General features: G+C 67.1%; 16 protein-coding genes. 8 read left to right on the top strand and 8 right to left on the bottom strand.

What is annotated here, in order from left to right; translation table 11 throughout:
* Positions 1 to 21: 21 nt before the first annotated feature.
* On the bottom strand, positions 22 to 219 hold the full coding sequence (locus VGJ96_11305) for a DUF542 domain-containing protein (GenBank protein ID HEY3287691.1): 198 nt from the start codon (positions 217 to 219) through the stop codon (positions 22 to 24).
* A gap of 199 nt (positions 220 to 418) precedes the next feature.
* On the opposite strand from VGJ96_11305, the gene VGJ96_11300 reads away from it, so the two are divergent.
* Positions 419 to 595, top strand: a complete 177-nt coding sequence (locus tag VGJ96_11300) for a hypothetical protein (protein ID HEY3287690.1) — start codon at positions 419 to 421, stop codon at positions 593 to 595.
* 36 nt (positions 596 to 631) lie between these two features.
* On the opposite strand, the gene VGJ96_11295 is transcribed toward VGJ96_11300, so the two are convergent.
* Entirely contained in the window at positions 632 to 2,332 is a 1,701-nt protein-coding gene (locus tag VGJ96_11295) for an AMP-binding protein (GenBank protein ID HEY3287689.1), read from the bottom strand.
* A gap of 189 nt (positions 2,333 to 2,521) precedes the next feature.
* Between VGJ96_11295 and VGJ96_11290 the strand changes: the two genes are divergently transcribed.
* Both VGJ96_11290 and VGJ96_11285 read left to right on the top strand, forming a co-directional pair.
* A complete protein-coding gene (locus VGJ96_11290) occupies positions 2,522 to 3,757 on the top strand; it encodes a M20/M25/M40 family metallo-hydrolase (protein HEY3287688.1) in 1,236 nt (411 codons plus the stop codon).
* Between the two features lie 25 nt (positions 3,758 to 3,782).
* Positions 3,783 to 4,427, top strand: coding sequence for a thermonuclease family protein (locus VGJ96_11285; GenBank protein ID HEY3287687.1), 645 nt, complete (start codon positions 3,783 to 3,785; stop codon positions 4,425 to 4,427).
* Positions 4,428 to 4,493: 66 nt separating this feature from the next.
* On the opposite strand, the gene VGJ96_11280 is transcribed toward VGJ96_11285, so the two are convergent.
* The 5 genes from VGJ96_11280 to VGJ96_11260 form a co-directional block, all read right to left on the bottom strand.
* The gene (locus tag VGJ96_11280; protein HEY3287686.1) at positions 4,494 to 4,985 is read right to left on the bottom strand and encodes a DUF411 domain-containing protein; all 492 of its coding nucleotides are present in this window, start codon (positions 4,983 to 4,985) and stop codon (positions 4,494 to 4,496) included.
* Positions 4,986 to 5,067: 82 nt separating this feature from the next.
* Positions 5,068 to 8,328, bottom strand: a complete 3,261-nt coding sequence (locus VGJ96_11275; protein ID HEY3287685.1) for a CusA/CzcA family heavy metal efflux RND transporter — start codon at positions 8,326 to 8,328, stop codon at positions 5,068 to 5,070.
* Between the two features lie 10 nt (positions 8,329 to 8,338).
* Entirely contained in the window at positions 8,339 to 9,691 is a 1,353-nt protein-coding gene (locus tag VGJ96_11270) for an efflux RND transporter periplasmic adaptor subunit (GenBank protein HEY3287684.1), read from the bottom strand.
* A gap of 8 nt (positions 9,692 to 9,699) precedes the next feature.
* The gene (locus VGJ96_11265; protein HEY3287683.1) at positions 9,700 to 11,067 is read right to left on the bottom strand and encodes a TolC family protein; all 1,368 of its coding nucleotides are present in this window, start codon (positions 11,065 to 11,067) and stop codon (positions 9,700 to 9,702) included.
* 78 nt (positions 11,068 to 11,145) lie between these two features.
* Positions 11,146 to 11,499: a hypothetical protein gene (locus VGJ96_11260; GenBank protein HEY3287682.1), complete on the bottom strand. Its 354-nt coding sequence runs from the start codon at positions 11,497 to 11,499 to the stop codon at positions 11,146 to 11,148.
* 242 nt (positions 11,500 to 11,741) lie between these two features.
* Here VGJ96_11260 and VGJ96_11255 point away from each other — a divergent pair, with 242 nt between their 5' ends.
* A complete protein-coding gene (locus tag VGJ96_11255; protein ID HEY3287681.1) occupies positions 11,742 to 12,260 on the top strand; it encodes a hypothetical protein in 519 nt (172 codons plus the stop codon).
* 12 nt (positions 12,261 to 12,272) lie between these two features.
* Here the strand turns inward: VGJ96_11255 and VGJ96_11250 are convergent, their stop codons facing one another.
* Complete coding sequence (locus tag VGJ96_11250) at positions 12,273 to 12,857, bottom strand: TlpA disulfide reductase family protein (protein ID HEY3287680.1); 585 nt, start codon at positions 12,855 to 12,857, stop codon at positions 12,273 to 12,275.
* A 125-nt stretch (positions 12,858 to 12,982) separates the two neighbouring features.
* Here VGJ96_11250 and VGJ96_11245 point away from each other — a divergent pair, with 125 nt between their 5' ends.
* Genes VGJ96_11245 through VGJ96_11230 form a run of 4 tightly spaced genes read left to right on the top strand, consistent with a single transcriptional unit; the run spans position 12,983 to position 18,915 of the window.
* Positions 12,983 to 14,713, top strand: coding sequence for an amidohydrolase family protein (locus VGJ96_11245; protein HEY3287679.1), 1,731 nt, complete (start codon positions 12,983 to 12,985; stop codon positions 14,711 to 14,713).
* A gap of 38 nt (positions 14,714 to 14,751) precedes the next feature.
* On the top strand, positions 14,752 to 16,146 hold the full coding sequence (locus VGJ96_11240; protein ID HEY3287678.1) for an amidohydrolase: 1,395 nt from the start codon (positions 14,752 to 14,754) through the stop codon (positions 16,144 to 16,146).
* A gap of 1 nt (position 16,147) precedes the next feature.
* Positions 16,148 to 17,488 carry an amidohydrolase family protein gene (locus VGJ96_11235; protein ID HEY3287677.1) on the top strand — a complete coding sequence of 447 codons (1,341 nt, stop codon included), beginning with the start codon at positions 16,148 to 16,150 and terminating at the stop codon, positions 17,486 to 17,488.
* The gene (locus VGJ96_11230) at positions 17,485 to 18,915 is read left to right on the top strand and encodes a M20/M25/M40 family metallo-hydrolase (GenBank protein HEY3287676.1); all 1,431 of its coding nucleotides are present in this window, start codon (positions 17,485 to 17,487) and stop codon (positions 18,913 to 18,915) included. Before VGJ96_11235 ends, VGJ96_11230 begins: the two co-directional genes overlap by 4 nt.
* Positions 18,916 to 18,937: the final 22 nt, after the last annotated feature.

Genomic DNA, 18,937 nt, shown 5'->3' with positions numbered 1-18,937 from the left:
CAGAGCCGGGTAGACGTGACGTTACAGCGCGCGCAGTTCCGCAAGCACGGACTCGAGATCGAGGCCATGCCGTTCACAGACGAAAGCGAGCGTCTTGGCGCCGCCGCAGCAACTGTCGAGCCCATGGCGTTCGAAGACCTCGAGAGCGCGGGGCTGGGCGAGGCTGATCTCGTTGAGCGTCAGGTCGCCGGTGATCGTGGCGGTCGTGGTGTCAGGCACGATGTCCTCCAGAAGGTGAAGTAGGAACTTACGTAGAAAGTGGTATATAATCTACCACTTATCTGTCGGGGAATCCACGGATTGTCGCGGCGCGGCGGCCCAAGGCGCCGGCCGTCATTGTCCCACAGGCCACCGAAGGGCATTTCTGTGGCGGGCGCTTTGGTTAGATTGCAGGCACGTCCCTCAGCCATCCGGTGCCATGGCCAATCCGCGCGACAACGAAGTGCAGAAGCTGCTGAAGAAACTCGCCAAGGCGGGGCCGGTGAAGCCGCGCAGCGAGTTCGGCAAGACCTACGACAAGACGGCGCCCAAGCGGGCGGAAGAAGACTTCGAGAATCAGGCCTTCTTCAAGGAAATGAAACGGCGCGAATTCTAGTCGCGCCGTTCGTGCGTTCCGGAGTGCCGGCGGGCGCTACGTCGCCTCGCCCGCCTCGAGCGTGAGCATCCGGCGGAGCACTTTTCCGACCAGCGACTTGGGCAGGTCCTTCCGGAAGACGACCTTGCCCGGAACCTTGTAGAACGCCAGGTGCTCCTTGCAGTACGCGCGCAGTTCCTCGGCGGTCGCCGACGCGTGCGGGCGCAGCACCACGAAGGCCACGGCGATTTCGCCCTTGTAGTCATCGGGGAATCCGCGCACCCCCACCTCGGCCACCGCGGGGTGCGACTGGATCACTTCCTCGATCTCGCGCGGCCAGACCTGCATGCCGCCCGGCTTGATGAGGTCCTTCTTGCGGTCGACGATGAAGATGTAGCCGTCTTCGTCCATGTAGCCGAGGTCGGCGCTGTAGATCCACTCCCGGCCGTCGGGACCGACCCGCCGCATGATGGCGGTCTCCTCCGGGTTGTTCCAGTAGCCGCGCATGATCTGGCGACCGGTCAGGATGATCTCTCCCACCTGTCCCGCCGGGAGCACCTTCATCGGGTCATCGGCATCCACGATCATGGCGTCCACGTCGGGAAACGGAATTCCCACCGACCCGAGCTTCTGCACGCCGAGAATCGGATTGATCGTTGCGGCGAGGAGCGTCTCGGTGAGCGCGTACCCTTCGACGATGCGCGCCCCGGTGGCTGCCTCAAACCGCTTCTTCGTCTCGGCCAGCAGCGGCGCGGCGCCGGATACGCAGGCGCGCAGTGACGAGAAATGCGCCGTGCCGTTCTTCACGTCGGCGTGGTTCAGGAGCGCGTTGTACAGCGTTGGCACCCCGCAGAAGATCGCCGGCTTCACCTGCTTGAAGGTCTTGACCGTGTCGTCGAGGTCGCGCGGGTTCGGCACCAGGGCAATGGGATTGTGCCCGATGAAGCAGACCGATTGCACGCCGCACGCGCCATATGAGTGGAACATCGGCAGCGGCAGCATGTAGACGTCCGTCCACGGGTGGAACGCGTCGGCAAACCAGGCGCGCACCTGCAGGCCCGTGCTGACGAGACCGTTGTGGTGCACACGGACGCCCTTGGGCGTACCCGTCGTGCCGCCGCTCAGCAGGATCATGCAGTCGTCGTCCGGGCCTGGACGGAACGTTGGGCCCGGCACGCTGGCATGGCTCGCCAGCAGGTCCTGCAGCCAGTGGTCGCCCGCCTGCAGCGCAATGCGGTGCCCGAGCTTCTTCTCCAGGAACAGGGTGAAGAGCAGGCGCGACGCCGTGGGCAGGTACTCCTTGATGCTCGTGGCGATGATGTGCGGATTGCCGACCGTCGGCTGCACGTACTTCACGCGCGCGTAGAGCGGCGTGAGCGTCACCACCACCTTGGGCGCCGTGTCCTTCAGCGGTCCGACGAGTTCGTCGTCGGTGTAGATCGGGTTCAGCGGCACCGCGATGGCGCCGATCTTCCAGGCGCCCAGCTCGCAGATGAAGAACTGCGGCGAGTTGGGCAGCAGCAGGGCCACGCGATCGCCCTTGGTCACGCCAAGGCCCAGCAGCGTGTTCGCGAAGGCGTTGCTCAGCTGGTCGAGTTCCCGCAGGGTGATCGTGCGCCCCTTGAAGAGCAGGGCCGGCGCATCGGGGCGCTCGCGCAACCCGTCGTCAATGAAGTCGAGCAGGGTGCGATCCGGGTACTCACCGATCGTGTGAGGAACACCGGGATCGTAGTGCTTGAGCCAGGGACGATTGACCATGGGAGCGGAGGGGTGGGATGGACGACCCGGCAATATGGCAGGGTCGCGGGTTCGCGTCACGGGGTTCACCGCCGGGGCGGACATCGCGCCCGGTCCTGCCGGACGCGCCCCTGATCATCCGGCGTCTAGGCGACTATCCTTTGAATGGCAACGCCGCCGCTCTCGTTCCCATCCGCCACCCGCCGACCCATGCGCCGAACTGCCTTCCTGCTTTTCGCCCCCATCGCGCTCGCCGCGCAACAGCCGACTGCCGACTCCCCCGCCCTCGCCAGGGCGCTCGCCCAGCTGAAGACCGACAACGCGTGGACGCTGCAGAAGCAGGTCGCTCTCTGCGAGATTCCCGCGCCGCCATTCAAGGAGCAGGCACGCGGCCTCGCGTTCCAGAAGGAGATGCTCGCCCTCGGCTATGCCGACGCCCATGTCGACCAGGTCGGCAACGTGGTCGCCGAACTGGCGGGCGTGTCGAAGGGTCCCACGGTCGTGATCGCCGGCCACCTCGACACGGTCTTCCCCGAGGGGACCAACGTGGCGGTCACGCGTGACGGCACGCGGTACAAGGGCGCCGGCATCGGCGACGACTGCCGCGGTCTTGCGGTGGTGCTCAGCACGGCGCGCGCCGTCAAGCAGTCGGGGCTCCGCTTTGCGGGGCGCGTGATCTTCGTCGCCAACGTGGGCGAAGAAGGGCCGGGCAACCTGCGCGGCACGCGTCACCTGCTTGGCACGACGCACAAGGGACAGGTGGACTACTTCATCTCGGTGGACGGCGCCGGCAACGACATCGTCAGCCGCGCTGTCGGGAGCAACCGCTACAACGTCCACTTCCGCAGCCCCGGCGGTCACAGCTATGGCGCGTTCGGCATGCCGAACCCCATTCATGCGATGGGACGCGCCATTGCCACGATCAGCGACATCAAGGTCCCCCGTTCACCGAAGACGACCTTCAACGTCGGCATCGTCTCTGGCGGCACGTCCGTGAACTCCATCGCCATGGAAGCGGTGATGGACGTGGACATGCGCAGCGAATCCGCCGAGGAGCTGGCCAAGGTGGACGTGCTGGTGCGCAAGGCCATTGATGATGCCGTCGCGGCGGAATTGGCGCGGTGGCCCGGCTCGACCAAGGGACTCACGGTGCGCCTCGACACCATCGGCATTCGGCCGACCGGGGCGCAATCCGACTCGGCACTCATCGTGCGCACGGCGGTCGCGGCGGCCCGGCAGTTGGGGCTGAAGCCGAGCATCGGCGCCTCGAGCACCGACTCCAACTATCCCATTTCACTTGGCATTCCCGCCATCACCATTGATGGCGGCGGCGACGGCAATGGCGCGCACTCGCACGATGAATGGTACGATGACGGCGCGGCAGGGTATCTCGGACCGCAGTGGGCGCTGCGCATCATTGCCGCGCTTGCTGGCACTGCCCCCTGAACGCGGGTGGGACGGGCGTGAACCAATGACCCACACGGCGCGGCGTGCGCGGCGGATGGCGTGGATCCTGGCCATGTTCCTCACGGGATGTGGCCAGGCGTCGCTCGAGCGACAGGCCGCGGCCGTATTCGACACTTCGCTGTCGCGGGGTGACACCCGCAGCCGCACACCAGCGACGGCCGCCGTGCAGTTCGCCGCGGTGCCGCCGACTATCGAGTCAAGCGCGTTGCCTTCCGCGAGCGCGTTCATGTGCGTCGTGGCACGGCTGTCCGATGGCGATTCGTTCACGTGCGCCGATGGGCGCCAGGTGCGCCTGCTGCTCATCGACGCACCCGAAATGGCGCAGAAGCCGTGGGGGGAGATGGCCAAGAGGCAACTCGCGTCACTGGCCGGCCCCAGCACCACGGTGCGTCTTGAACTCGACCGTTCGCCGACCGACCGCTACGGCCGCACGCTGGCCTATGCGTGGGTCGGGTCGGTGATGATCAACGAGCGGATGGTCGCGAACGGTTGGGCGTTGGTGCTCGCCTACGAAAACGTGCGCTATCTCGAGCGGATGCAGCGGGCGGAACGCGCCGCGCGCGAGGCGAGGAAGGGATTCTGGCAGGCGTGGGCGTTTCGGTGCCGGCCCGTGGATTTCCGGGCCCGCCGTTGTGGAGCCAGCGGATGAAAGACCGCGATCGGTTCGCGTTCGAGAAGTTCGAACGCGAACCGATCGATAGTGCGGCAGCCTGGCCTAGACGCGCGCGAACACCCGCGTGGTGCCGTCCGCGCGGAAGGCCAGCACCTCGTACGGCACCTTGGGATCGCTCTCCATCCCCGGCGACCCCCCCGGCATGCCCGGCACCGCGAGGCCGCGTTCGGAGGACCCCTCGGCGAGAAAGCGCTTCAACTGGTCGGCGGGGACATGCCCTTCCACGACATATCCCCCGATCTCCGCGCTGTGGCACGATTCCAGCTCGGGCGGCACGCCAAGCGAACGCTTCACCGGCGTCAGGTCGTCCACCAGGTTGGTCCGCACGCGGAAGCCGTTGCTCTCGAGATGTGCCGCCCACTTGTGGCAGCACGGACAGTCCTTTGTGGTGTGAAGAGTCAGTTGCGTGGCGTCGGCCGCGCCTCCGACGCGCCGGAACGCAAAGACCGCCGCGAACGTCGCCACGCCACCGGCGGTGATGCCGATCCACTGACGACGCGAAAGCAATGGTGTGGTGCGAGTCCCATCCGTCATATCTGCTCCATGCCGGCCGCAGCCGGCGTCGATGTCGGGCACGCCACCGTGGCATGCCTCAGGGTTTTGGTGTCCGCGCCGCTCACTCCGCGGACGTGTTGATGGTGCGTTCCTTCCACAGCGAGTAGACGGCCGGGATCACGACGAGCGTCAGCACGGTGCTCGAGAGCATGCCGCCGACCATCGGCGCGGCGATGCGCTTCATCACGCTGGCGCCCGTCCCGTTGCCCCACAGGATCGGCAGCAGGCCGGCCATGATTGCGCACACGGTCATCATCTTGGGCCGCACACGCTCCACCGCCCCTTCGATGACGGCCTGGTACAAGTCGCCCAGCGTCGGACGGCCGACCCGCGCCATCTGCGCCTTCCACGCGTGGTCAAGGTAGATGAGCATCACCACCCCGGTTTCCGCGGCGACGCCGGCGAGCGCGATGAAGCCGATGGCGACCGCCACCGACCAGTTGTAGCCCAGCGCCCAGATGAACCAGATGCCGCCGACCAGCGCAAACGGCAGCGAGAGCATCACGATCAGCGTCTCGCCGACGCTCTTGAAGTTGAAGTAGAGCAGGAGGAAGATGATGGCGAGCGTCGCGGGAATCACGAGCTTCATCGTCTCCTTGGCCCGCTGCATGTACTCGTACTGGCCGCTCCACACGATGGAGTAGCCGGGCGCCAGCTTCACCATGTCGTCGACCATTCGCCGGGCGTCGGCCACATAGCTGCCGATGTCGCGGCCGGCCACGTCCACGTAGACCCACGCCGTGGGCATCGCGCCCTCGGTGCGCACCACCATCGGCCCGGCCACCTGCTTGATCGTGGCGAGCTGCCCGAGCGGAATCTGCGCCGTGCCAGCGGACATCACCGAACCGCCCATCGCCGAGCCACCCATGGCCCCGCCACCACCCAGCGACGCCGGTGCGCCGGCATCGTGGTTCATCGGCACCAGCACCGACGCGAGCTGCTCGGGCGTTTCGCGCAGTTCCTGCGGATAGCGCACGCGCACGCCGTAGCGCTCACGTCCTTCCACCGTCTGCGTGATGGTCATGCCGCCGATCGCGGTGGCGATCACCGCCTGCACGTCGGCGATGTTCACGCCGTGACGTGCCGCGGCCGCGCGATCGATGTCGATGTCCAGGTAATAGCCGGACACCGCACGTTCGGCGAACACGCTGCGCGTCCCCGGCACCATCTGCACGGCCTGTTCGATCTCCTTCCCGATGCGCTCCAGCTCGCCCAGGTCCGGACCGAACACCTTGATGCCCACCGGCGTGCGAATGCCGGTGGCGAGCATATCGATGCGCCCCTTGATGGGCATGGTCCACGCATTGGTCACGCCGGGCATGCGGACAGCCGAGTCCATGGCCGCCACGAGCCCGTCGTACGTCAGTCCCGGACGCCACTGGTCCTTCGGCTTCAGGGAGATGGTGGTCTCGATCATGTCGAAACCCGCCGGGTCGGTGGCCGTGTTGGCGCGGCCCGACTTGCCCCACACGTGCTCCACTTCCGGGAAGCTCTTGAGCACCGAATCCTGCTGCTTCAGGAGTTCGCGGGCGCGCGCCACCGGAATGCCCGGAAGCGTCGTGGGCATGAAGAGGATCGTGCCTTCCTCCAGCACCGGCATGAACTCGCTGCCGATGCGCGTCCACGGCACCCAGGTCACGATGAGCGTCACCATGCCCGCCACGATCACCGGCCCGCGGCGATGCAGCACGAAGTCGATGACCGGGCGATAGAGCCGGATCAGCGCGCGGTTGAGCGGATTCGCCCGCTCCCGGAAGATCCGGCCGCGGATGAACAATCCCATCGCGACCGGCACGAGCGTCACCGAGAGCAGGCTGGCGGCGGCCATGGAAAACGTCTTGGTGAACGCGAGCGGCCGGAACATCCGTCCTTCCTGTCCCTCGAGGCTGAAGACGGGCAGGAACGCCACGGTGATGATGAGCAGCGAAAAGAAGAGCGCCGGCCCGACTTCCTTGGAACTCTCCACGACCACCTGCCACCGTTCGGCCGTCGTGAGCACCGACGAGTTGAAGGACGCGGGGCGTTGGCCGCCCACCGACGGACCTTCCCTCGCCTCCACCGCCCGCTCAAGGTGCTTGTGCATGTTCTCGATCATCACGATGGCACCATCGATCATGGCGCCGATGGCAATGGCGATGCCGCCGAGCGACATGATGTCGGCATTGACACCAACCCACCGCATCGCGATGAACGCCATCAGGATGCCGATCGGCAGCGTGAGGATGGCCACCAGCGCCGACTGCGCATGGAACAGGAAGAGCACGCAGACGAGCGCGACGATCACGGACTCCTCGAACAGTTTCCCCTTGAGTGTCTCGATGGCCTGCTCGATCAGCGAGCTGCGATCGTAGACGGGGCGCACGATGACCCCCGGCGGCAGGCCCTTCTGCACGCTCGCGAGCTTTGCCTTCACGTTCTGGATGGTAGTCAGCGCGTTCTGGCCGAAGCGCATCACCACGATGCCGCCCACGGCATCACCGCGCCCGTCCAGTTCCGCCACGCCGCGTCGAATGGCCGGCCCCACGCTCACGCGCCCCAGCTCGTGCACGCGAATGGGCGTGCCGTCGCGCGTCGCCCCGACCACGACGTTCTCGATGTCGGCAATCGACTTCAGGTATCCGAGGCCGCGCACCATGTACTCGCGCTCCGAGAGCTCCATGGTCATGGCGCCGACATCGTTGTTCGCGTTCTGCAGCGCCGCCATCACGCGCGTCACCGGGATGCCGAAGGCCAGCAGCTTCGCCGGATCGATGTCCACCTGGTATTGCTTCTCGTAGCCGCCGATGCTCGCCACCTCCGAGACGCCAGGCACGGCGGTCAGCGCGTAGCGCAGGTACCAGTCCTGCACACTTCGCAGCTCGGCGAGGTTGAGCCGTCCGGTCGTGTCCTCCAGTGCGTACTGATAGACCCAGCCGAGACCCGTCGCGTCGGGGCCAAGCGTCGGGGTCACCGTCGCCGGCAGCTTCCCCTTGATGCCATTCAGGTACTCGAGCACGCGCGACCGCGCCCAGTACAGGTCGGTGCCGTCGTCGAAGATGATGTAGACGAACGAGACGCCGAAGAACGAGTACCCGCGCACCGCATGCGCGCCGGGCACCTTCAGCATCTCCGCGGCGATGGGGTACGTGACCTGGTCCTCGACGATCCGCGGCGCCTGCTCGTTGTAATCGGCTTGCACGATGACCTGCACGTCCGACAGGTCGGGGAGCGCCTCCAGCGGCGTGCGCTGGATGGCAATCACACCGCCGATGGCCGCGGCGATGGTGAAGAGCACGACGATCAGCCGGTTGGCGACCGCCCACTCGATGATGCGCTTGAGCATGGTCGTCGCCTCAGGGCTTCTTGGGAGCGGTGTGCGCCGAGTGATCCATGCCTTCCATTCCCGGCATATCGGCCATCGGATCCTTCGTCTTCGTGGGCGCGGTGCCGGGCGGCTTGGTGGCCGATGGCGCCGCGTCGAGCCGCTTGGGCGGTGTCGTCATCTCCATGCCCGGCATGTTGCCCATGCCGCCAAGCGCCGTGCCAAGGTTCGATTCCGCGTCGACGAGGAACGTCGCCGAAGACACCACGGTTTCTCCCGCTTCGAGTCCGCGCAGGATCTCGACGCGCTCGTCGTTGGATGCGCCCAGCGCCACTTCACGCGGCGTGAGATGACCCGACGTGTCGCGCACGAAGACGATGCTGCGTTCGCCGGTCGAGAGCACCGCCGTGCGCGGCACGGTCAGCACCCGAGGGCGTGCGGTGCCCGCAATCAGGAGGGTGGCATACATCCCCGGCTTGAGCTGCAGGCCGGGGTTGGCCAGCACGACGCGCACGCGCACGGTGCGGGTCTGGGGGTCGAGCGTGGGATAGATGTACGAGATCCGTCCCATCAGGTGCCGGCCGGTGAGCGCGTCGAAATCGGCGTGCACCGACTGGCCCGTGCGCACGTTCGCCATGTCCTGCTCAAAGACCTCGCCTTCCACCCAGACGGTGCTGAGGTCGGCCACCCGGTACAGCGCATCGCCGGCCATGATCTTCTGCCCGGCGACGACGTTCTTCTGCAGCACGTAGCCGCTGGCCGTAGCACGCAGCGTCAGCGTCTTCTGCACCTGTCCGGTGCGTTCGATCTCCGCAATCTCGCCAGCCGGAATGTCCCAGTACGAGAGGCGCCGTCGCGCGGAGGCCAGCAGGTCGGCGGCATTCTGCCGCGCATCCGCACCCGCCGCGGTGACATCGTGCGCGAGCCGCTTGGCCAGCAACAGCTCCTCCTGCGCACTGACCAGCATTGGCGAGTAGACGGTGAGCAGGGGTTCACCCGATGCCACCAACTGCCCGGTGGCGTTGACGAACAGCTGGTCGACCCATCCGTCGATCTTCGGGGAGATCGTCCGCAGGCGCGTTTCGTCGAACGTCACCTGGCCGACGGTCCGAACTTCCTTCGCCAGCGGGCCTAGCGTCGCCACCGCGAAGGTGACGCCGATGCGCCGCTGGTCAGCGGCCGACATCATCACCGGCGTGGCCGCACCGGCGCCGGTCGCCGCCGCACCGTGATTGTGACCCGCGGCCGTTGGCGCGGGAGTGCCACGCCCCCGCGTGGCGAACCAGGCGCCGGCGGCGGCGAGCGCCAGCACGCCCAGGTAGATGAGGCCGCGCACGAGCGTCAGGCCGGTCGTCGGCGTCGCGCGGTGCGTGGGTTCAGTCATGTGGCCCGTCACTTGTCACCTCGCGTCGCCGCGGAAACCTTGTTCGAGTCGAGTAGCACCCGGCTGGTCAGCATCTCGAGCTCCGCCCAGGCCTTGCCCTGGTCGGCGTCGAGCGCGAAGAGCTCCTGCCGGTACTTGTTCACGGTCATCTGATTGTCGAGCAGCGTCATGAAGTCGACGCTGCCAACCCGGTACGCCGAAAGCGCCGATGCCACGGCCGCCCCCGCCTGCGGCAGCACCGTGCTGCGGTACAGCTGCGCCAGGTTCCGCGCGCGCACGAGATTGGCATAGGCTTCACCAATCTTGCCGCGCGTCTCGGCGCGCATCTGCGCCACATCTGCTTCGGCCATCCGCTTCATCGCGAAGGTCTCTTCGCGCATCCGGTATTGCCGACTCCGGGCGAAGATGGGGACCGTCGCGCCGACCATCAGGCTTCCCATCCGCTCGGTGCCGCCCATGTCGCCGCCCCGCTGCGCGTATTGCGCGCCAACCTGCAGGTCGGGCCAGATCTCCTTGCGCGCGAGCTTCTCGGAGGCCTCGGCCGCCCGAACCTCCTCGAGCCCAGCGCGGATCATCGGGCGATTGCCGTACGCCAGCGAATCAAGCCGGGCTCGTGGCGGCATCGAATCCGGGAACTGCGGCAGCGCCGGGTTGCCGATGGGTGTGTCGGCTGGGCGATCGAGCAACGCATTGAGCTTGGCCACCATGGTTTCCCGCATGGCCAGCATGCGCAGCGTGTCCTCGACCATCCGCGCAATTTCGACCTGCGCTCGCAGCACATCGGTCTGTCGCCCTTCGCCGACGCGGTACATCGATGCGGCCGTCTTCTCGATGTCCTGCAGCAGGCGCACGGTCTCGCGCATCACGTCGAGGCGGCGGTCAGTCGCGTACAGGTCGTAGAAGGACATCGCCGCTTCGCTGCGAAGTTCCCACGTCACCTCTTCGGCGCGCTCGCCGGCCGCGGATGCCTGTGCACCGGCCACCTGGCCCGCCAGCGCGAGCTTGCCGCCCAGCGGCAGCATCTGCATCACCTGCACTTGCCGCATGCCCAGCGTCGCCATCGGTGCCAGCGACGGGAGTGTGTAGTTCATGAACCCGAGCTGCACTTGCGGGTCAGGGGGCCGCGTGGCGCCGGGCACGCGCGCCACCGCCGCTTGCGCGAGCGACCGGGAGGCCGCCGCGCGCGGATTCGCGCGCTGTATCTGTGTGTAGAGGTCGCCGAGCAGGACACTCCCGGGGCGGCTGACCGCGGCCGGTGTCGGGACGGCGGGATCCTGCGCAACGAGCGACAGGGGAGCGAACGCAAGGGCGCTGACCATCCAGAGATAGCCACGTGCCGCACCGCGTCGCGCGATGGGTTTGATCGAAGTTGACATGGAACTGAGGGAGTGCAGGTCAGCCGGCGCGATGGGGCGCGCGGCTCTCGCCCGCGTCAGGCGCGGGCGTGACTCACCTCAGGCACGCGGAGGCGGTGGCTCCGGAGCGTTGGAGACCGACAGACCCCACGTGGCGTAGGCCGGGCGGGGCGCGGTGATCACGGTCGTGACGGACGACGTCACCAGCGTCAGCACTTCGACGGCCGCAACCGTGCACGCCGCACTCGTGCAGCCTGCCGGCATGGTCGGGCAGCACGGCGGTTCGTTGTGCCTAGGCGAAGGAGCCTCGGGCATCGGCATCTGATGACCGGCATGCGTCATCGGAGCAGAAGCATGCTCCATCTGGTCACACGCCTGCGCCGGCGACGCCATCGTGAGATGGAGTGTCACGGCCGCAACGGCGACGCGAAGGAGGCGGAAAGCGAGGGTCATTCGTGAACCGATTCGTACACCCGAAATGTCCTGTGGTGCGAATTGTCGCCAATCGGGGTTCGATGTGGAAGATGTAAGGTTTTGCCTGAAAGGGAAACACGGGACACGATTTCCAGTCTTTCTTGGCCGCCAAGCAGCCATAGGAGGATGGCGACGCCGGAGGAGGCGCTGCGGGGGATGGCGCGAGAGTATCTTCGACGGGCGATCAAACGGCCCGCAATTTCCTCATCTCCCCATCCTCGATGCCCGCCAGTTCGCCTCGCACGATCCGCCTGCTCGTCGTATTCACCCTACTGGTCGCGGTCGGCTGCGGCCCGGCTGAACAGAAGACGGCCGAGGTGAGCGTCGTCGCGACACCGCCCGCGGAGCTTCCGCCTTTCCAGCAGGAGATCGCCTCGATCAAGGCCGAAGCCACCTTCCCCGGCGTCTGGAAATACGGCTATCGGATGATCGATCATCCCGACACCACGTTCGGCGGGTACCGGGCCGTCGAATTCCACTACACGGCGGACTCGGCAGCCGGTGTGCCGCCGCGCCTGCTGCTGGTCATTCGCGCCTACAAGAAGGCCGCGTGGGAGAAGGCGCGCGCCGCGCAGAAGGACAAGTCGAAGGTGATCGCGGAGCACGGGGGCGATGTCTTTACCTGGTCCATCGTGACGGCCAGCCCGTATCCGATTGGCACGGCATCGACCATTCGGGTCGATCAGATGATGCTGGCGCTGATCGCCGAAACGACACCGTTCAAATTGACATTCAAGTAACCGCGCCAGCGTTTACTTCGCGGGGTCTGCCGTCGACTCGTTGAGCAACCGGCGGACCGCCGGCTCGAGCGAGGCCATGGCGAGCGGGCCAAGCACCTTGTAGCGCACCGTGCCGGTACGGTCGAGCAGGACCGACGTTGGATATCCCTGCACGCCGCCGAAGGCGGTTTCGGCATCTCGGCCCACTATCGCCACCGGATACGTGATGTCCCGTTCGCGCAGCCACTGCGTCACGGTTTCCGGAGCGGTGCGATCCACCGAGAGGCCGAGCACGACGAGCCCCGCCGCCTTGTGGCGGTTGGCCATGGCCTGCAACAGCGGCATTTCGGCGCGGCACGGCAGGCACCACGTGGCCCAGAAGTTGACCAGCACCACGTGCCCCCGGAGCGTGCTGTCGCTGACCGGTGCGCCCGTGAGAGTCGCCACGGCGAAGACCGGCCGCTGATGATCACCGCTCTCAACGCCGAAGATCGCCCCCAGATGCGGCAGGAACCGCGGGCCCAGCCAGAGCACGACCAGGAGGGTCGCGATCGTGTTGAGCGGGACTCGCCAGCGAGGACGGCGTGGGCTGGGGGTCGGGGTTGGCGGCGTGGTCACATCTGTAATCTAGGCATCCTCCGCAACGCCGGGCCGGGCGATATCGTAATCATACGACTGATTGGCGCCCGCGGGTCCTCGCCTTCCCCGCGGGCGCAAGCATTGCCCCTCCGGAGAGTGTTCACATGAACGCACCACGCCGCCTATTGGCGCTGGGACTCACGGCCAGCGTCCTGGCCGCTCCCCCCACCGCCGCCCAGCTCGCGTCGCCCCGCAGCATCCCGGCGACCTACGCCATCACCAACGCCCGGCTCGTGCCGGTTTCATCACCCGTCATCGACAAGGGAACGATCGTCGTGCGCGATGGGCTGATCGCCGCCATCGGCGCGAATGTCGCCATTCCCGGCGATGCCCGCGTGATCGACGGCACCGGATTGACGGTCTACCCGGGACTCATCGACGCCTACGGCACGCTCGGCGTGCCGAACGCGCCCGCGGCGCCGAGTGGCGGAGGCCGTGGCGGTGGCGGGTTTGGCGGCCCGAGTGCCGCGCCGGTCCGTGTCGCGGCCAACTCCAACTACCCGGCTGGGCTGCAGCCTGAACTCTCGGTGCTCGAACTGCTCAAGGCGGACGAAGAGGCGTTCAGCGGCCCGACCAGCGCCGGTATCACGACCGCGCTCACTGCGTCGGGGAGCGGCATCTTCCAGGGCCAGTCGGCGGTCATCAACCTCGCCGGGACCGACGTGAATGCGATGGTCGTCAAGGCGCCCGTCGCGCAGCACATTGGCTTCTCGCCGCTGCGCAGCGGCGGGTTTCCGAACTCGCTGATGGGCGTCTTCGCCGCCCTGCGCCAGCAGCTGCTCGACGCGCAGCACTATCGCGATGTGAAGACCGCGTATGACAGGAATCCGCGCGGGATGACGCGTCCGGAGTTTGATCCGTCGCTCGAGGCGCTGCTCCCGGTGCTCGCGCGCACGCAGCCGGTCGTGATGTACGCCACCACCGAGCGCGAGATCGAACGCGCGCTCGACCTGGCCAGGGAGTTCGGCCTGCGGTCAATCATCGCCGGCGGCAACGAAGCACATTTGGTGGCGGCGCGCCTCAAGGCCGAGAACGTGCCAGTGCTGTTGACGCTCAACTTTCCGCGCCGCACGACGGCGCCGTCAGCTGACGCCGACCCCGAGCCGCTTCGCGTGCTGCGCGAGCGGGCCGACGCCCCCAAGGTGGCTGGCCGGCTGGCGCAGGCAGGCGTGAAGTTCGCCTTCCAGTCGGGCGGCCTGTCTACCTGGTCGGACTTCACCGGCAACGCGCAGAAGGCCGTCGAGAACGGCCTCAGTGGCGATGCCGCGCTCCGGGCGCTCACACTGCAATCGGCCGAGATCCTCGGCGTCAGTGACCGGCTCGGCTCGCTCGAGACGGGCAAGATCGCGAACCTCACCATCACCCGCGGTGACCTGCTCGACCGCGGACGCGTCACCCAGCTCTTCATTGATGGGCGCCCGGTGGCCGTGCGCGCGCCGGTGGCGACCGGCACGGCGGCAGCCGGCATCACCGGCACATGGACCGTCACCGTTTCCCTCGACGGCAGCGATTACCCCACCACGTGGTCGCTTCGGCAGGACGGCACGCGCCTGCTGGGCTCGATCCAGGGGACGCTGGGCACGATGGAAATCCAGAATGGCACGATGGGCGTGGACAACGAGCTGCGCTTCACCGCGTCCATCACGCTGAAGGAAGGAACCGAAGAGGCCACGTTCATTGGCACGCTCGACGGCAACGCCGTGCGCGGCCGCATGGCGATCGTCGGCCACACCCCGGGAACGTTTGCCGGCACGCGACCGCAGCGTGCGGGCGAATCGCCGGCCGGCCCACCGTCGGCGGCGGGTGCTCCGCGCACGCCGAACGGAGGCCGCTAATGCGACGCCCATCCACGACCAGCCCGCTCGAGGTTTCCATGAAGAGGACTCTGCTGCTCGCGGCGTCGCTCACGCTCGCTGCGGGTTCACTCAGTGCGCAGGCGAATCCGGCGGCGGCCGGCGCTGGCGCCACGTTGATCCGGAATGCGACCGTGCTCACGGTCACCAAGGGGACGCTCAAGAACACCGACGTCCTCATCCAGAATGGCAAGATCGCGCAAGTCGGGCCGAACATCACCGCTCCGGCCGGGGCGACGGTCATTGACGCCACCGGCAAGTACCTGATGCCCGGCATCATCGACCCGCATACGCATACGATGAGCGACGCCATCAACGAGGGGTCGCTCTCGGTGACTTCGATGGTCCGCATTCAGGATGTGCTCAACCCCACGGCGGTGAACATCTACCGCGCCCTCGCGGGCGGCGTGACGAGCATCAACATCCTGCACGGCTCGGCCAACACCATCGGCGGGCAGAACGCGACGGTGAAGCTCAAGTGGGGCGAGAGCGTCGACCAGATGATGTTCCCGGGCGCGCCCCCGGGCATCAAGTTCGCCCTTGGCGAGAACGTGACGCGCAAGAACATGAACCAGATCGTGATTCCGGGGCAGCCGATGACGCGTCGCTACCCGGTGTCGCGCATGGGGCAGGAAGAGGTGGTGCGTGATGCGTTCGTGCGCGCCCGCGACTACAAGGCGACGCTCGACGACTACAAGGCACGCGTGGCGAAGGGCGAAAAGAACCTCGTCCCGCCGCGCCGGGATCTCGAGCTCGAGCCGCTGGTCGAGGTGCTCGAGGGGAAGCGGCTGGTGCACGCCCATTCGTACCGTTCCGACGAGATGCTGATGCTGCTCAATCTTGCCGATGAGTTCGGCTTCAGGATCCAGACGCTGCAGCACGGCCTCGAGGGGTACAAGATCGCGTCGGAAATCGCAAAGCACGGCGCGGGACTGTCGTCCTTCGCCGACAGCTGGTCGTACAAGATCGAGGCGTACGACGCCATTCCGTACAACGTGGCCATCCTCCTGCGCCACGGCGTCGTCGCCACCCTCAACTCCGACAGCGACGAGCGCATGCGCCGCCTCAACATCGACGCTGCCAAGCTGGTGCGGTACGGCGGTCTCACCGAAGACGAGGCGCTCGCCACGATCACCATCAATGGCGCCAAGCAGCTCGGCGTCGCCGACAAGGTGGGCTCCATCGAGGTCGGCAAGGATGCCGACCTGGGACTGTGGAACAACCATCCGCTGAGCGTCTACGCCGCGGTCGACAAGACGTTCGTGGACGGCAAGGTCTATTTCGACCGCCAGCAGGACCTGGCGATGCGCGACCAGAAGGCGAAGGAGCGCGCCGAACTCGAGAAGGCCGAGGCCAATCAGGCACCGGCGGCTCGCCGCGGGGTGCAGCCGGTCCTGCCGCAGGAGGAGCGCTAACATGATGCGCATTCGTATCGTCGCCGTGACGGCACTCGTGGCGCTGGCGGCTTTGCCCGCCCGCGCCCAGCTGGGCTCGTTCAATCCGCCGCCCGGACCGCAGAAGACAGTCGCCATCACCAACGCGCACATCGTGCCGGTGAGCGGGCCGGAAATCGCGAACGGCACCATCGTCATCAGCGGCGGCAAGATCCAAGCCGTCGGCAGTTCCGTCGCCGTGCCCAGTGGCGCGGAAGTTATCGACGCCAGGGGGCTGTACGTCTACCCCGGCATGATGGATGCCGGCACCTCGATTGGGCTCTCGGAAATTGGCCAGGGTGCCAATGCCACGGTGGACATCAGTGAGGTGGGGAGCTTCAACCCCAACGCGATGGCCTACTACGGCCTCAATCCGCATTCGGCGCACATTGGTGTCACGCGCGTGGTGGGCATCACGCACGTCATCACCCGCCCAACCGGCGGCATTCTCTCCGGGCAGGCCGCGCTGGTGAACCTGGCAGGGTCCACGGCGCCGCAGATGGCCGTGAACCGCGCCATCGCGACGGTCATCGAGCTGCCACGGAGCGGCTTCGGCGGGCGTGGCTTCGGCGGTTTCGCCGCCGCGCAGGGGCCGTCGAGCACGCAGGACGTCAACCGCACGCGCCAGCGTCAGCTCGATTCCCTGCGCACGATGCTTCGCGACGCCGAGGCGTACGGCAAGGCGATGGACGCCTACGCGAAGGACAAGACGCTGCCGCGTCCGAAGCACGACGTCGTGCTGGCCTCGCTGGTGCCGGTCGTGCGCGGCCAGATGCCGGTGATCATGGTGGCCGACCGCGTGAACGACATCAAGGAAGCGGTCGGCTTCGCCGAGGAGAACAAGCTGCGCCCCATCATCGTGGGCGGACGCGACGCCTGGCAGATCACGTCGTTCCTGAAGGACCACGATGTCCCGGTGCTGATCACCTCGGTGATGGACCTGCCGACGCTTGAGGACGATCCGTACGACGTGAATTACGGCGCGCCGGGCAAGCTCGCGCAGGGCGGCGTACGGTTCGCCATCACGTCGGGCGATGCGGGGGCGGACGCGCGCAACCTGCCGTATACCGCCGGCATGGCGGCCGCCTTCGGCCTCAGCCGTGAGGACGCCCTCAAGTCGGTGACACTCTGGCCGGCGCAGATCTTCGGCATTGCCGATCGCTTCGGCACGCTCGAGCCGGGCAAGGTGGCCAACCTCGTCGTGACCGACGGCGACCTGCTCGAGGCCAAGACCAGTACGAAGTATCTCTTCATCGACGGCCGGATGGTGCCGCTCGACACCAAGCACACCGACCTCAACGACAAATTCAAGGACCGGCCGTGAGATTCATCCAGGTAATGGCAGGGGCGGCGCTGCTGAGCGCCGCCGTCTCCCTTGGTGCGCAGCAGAAGCCGCTCACCCCGACGCAGCTTCTGGCGCGTGACATCTACAAGGAACTCGTCGAGATCAACACCTCGGTCTGGACCGGGAGCACCACACCGGCGGCCAACGCGATGGCCAAGCGGTTCCGCGACGCGGGCTTCCCCGAGAAGGACATCTTCGTCGGCGGCCCTACGGAGAGGAAGCACAATCTCGTGGTCCGCTTCCGTGGCAAGGACGGTGTCGGCGCTCCGAAGCCGGTGCTGCTGCTGGCGCACCTCGACGTCGTCGAGGCGTTGAAGGCCGACTGGTCCGACAACCTCGACCCGTTCAAGTTCACCGAGCGTGACGGCTTCTACTACGGGCGCGGCACGTCGGACGACAAGGCGATGGCCTCGCTCTTCGTCGCGGCGGTCCTTCGCCTGAAGCAGGAAGGGTACGTGCCGCAACGCGACATTATCGTCGCGCTCACCGCGGATGAAGAAGGCGGCGCGTACAACGGCGTGGACTGGCTCATCAAGAACCATCGCGACCTGGTGGACGCCGCGTGGGTGATCAACGAGGGGGGCGGCGGGGCCCTGCGCGACGGCAAGCCGCTGCTGCAGTCGGTGCAGGCGGCGGAGAAGGTCTACAACGACTTCACCTTCCGCGTCACGAATCCGGGCGGCCATTCGTCGGTGCCGCGCCCCGACAATGCCATCTACCAGCTGTCGGAAGCGCTGGCGCGGCTGTCGAAGTTCCAATTCCCGGTCGAACTGAATCCCGTCTCGCGCGCCTTCTTCGAGCAAACGGCGAGGGTCGAGAAGCCCGAGATGGCCGCCGCGATGGCCGCCATCGCGAAGGACCCGACCGACGAGGCCGCGGCGGCGGTCATCTCGAAGGATCCACGGTACGCCTCGATGCTGCGCACCACCTGCGTGGCCACGATGCTCAAGGGCGGACATGCCGTGAATGCGCTCCCGCAGCTGGCCGAGGCCAACGTCAACTGCCGCATGGCGCCGACGTCGACCAAGGCATCGGTGCAGGCGGCGCTGCAGAAGGTGGCGGGCGATCCCAAAGTCGTGGCTGTGCTCGACACCAGTTCGGAGAACCGCGCGTCACCGCCGTCCGAGATGCGCCCCGAAGTGATGGGACCGGTGGAGAAACTCACGCGCGAGATGTACGGCGACATTCCCGTCGTGCCGACGATGTCCACGGGCGCCACGGACTCCCGCTACTTCCGCGCACTCGGCGTCCCCGCCTTTGGCGTGTCGGGGCTCTTCAGCGATCCCACGGTGGACGCGCGCGCCCATGGCCGTGACGAGCGCGTGCGCATCGAGTGGTATTACAAGGCGCAGGAGTTCCTGTACCAGTTCACGCGGTTGCTCTCCTCAAGCGTTCCCGTACCCTGATAGATTTCGCGCGGGCCCGGTT

This window comes from Gemmatimonadaceae bacterium (assembly GCA_036504815.1).
Taxonomy (GTDB): domain Bacteria; phylum Gemmatimonadota; class Gemmatimonadetes; order Gemmatimonadales; family Gemmatimonadaceae; genus PNKL01.
This window is presented reverse-complemented; position numbering and strand designations above follow the sequence as displayed.

Excerpts from the sequence above, each read along its gene's own strand:
- VGJ96_11300 (HEY3287690.1), top strand. The coding sequence starts at position 419 with ATGGCCAATCCGCGCGACAACGAAGTGCAGAAGCTGCTGAAGAAACTC.
- VGJ96_11295 (HEY3287689.1), bottom strand. The coding sequence starts at position 2,332 with ATGGTCAATCGTCCCTGGCTCAAGCACTACGATCCCGGTGTTCCTCAC.
- VGJ96_11290 (HEY3287688.1), top strand. The coding sequence starts at position 2,522 with ATGCGCCGAACTGCCTTCCTGCTTTTCGCCCCCATCGCGCTCGCCGCG.
- VGJ96_11285 (HEY3287687.1), top strand. The coding sequence starts at position 3,783 with ATGACCCACACGGCGCGGCGTGCGCGGCGGATGGCGTGGATCCTGGCC.
- VGJ96_11280 (HEY3287686.1), bottom strand. The coding sequence starts at position 4,985 with ATGACGGATGGGACTCGCACCACACCATTGCTTTCGCGTCGTCAGTGG.
- VGJ96_11275 (HEY3287685.1), bottom strand. The coding sequence starts at position 8,328 with ATGCTCAAGCGCATCATCGAGTGGGCGGTCGCCAACCGGCTGATCGTC.
- VGJ96_11270 (HEY3287684.1), bottom strand. The coding sequence starts at position 9,691 with ATGACTGAACCCACGCACCGCGCGACGCCGACGACCGGCCTGACGCTC.
- VGJ96_11265 (HEY3287683.1), bottom strand. The coding sequence starts at position 11,067 with ATGTCAACTTCGATCAAACCCATCGCGCGACGCGGTGCGGCACGTGGC.
- VGJ96_11260 (HEY3287682.1), bottom strand. The coding sequence starts at position 11,499 with ATGACCCTCGCTTTCCGCCTCCTTCGCGTCGCCGTTGCGGCCGTGACA.
- VGJ96_11255 (HEY3287681.1), top strand. The coding sequence starts at position 11,742 with ATGCCCGCCAGTTCGCCTCGCACGATCCGCCTGCTCGTCGTATTCACC.
- VGJ96_11245 (HEY3287679.1), top strand. The coding sequence starts at position 12,983 with ATGAACGCACCACGCCGCCTATTGGCGCTGGGACTCACGGCCAGCGTC.
- VGJ96_11240 (HEY3287678.1), top strand. The coding sequence starts at position 14,752 with ATGAAGAGGACTCTGCTGCTCGCGGCGTCGCTCACGCTCGCTGCGGGT.
- VGJ96_11235 (HEY3287677.1), top strand. The coding sequence starts at position 16,148 with ATGATGCGCATTCGTATCGTCGCCGTGACGGCACTCGTGGCGCTGGCG.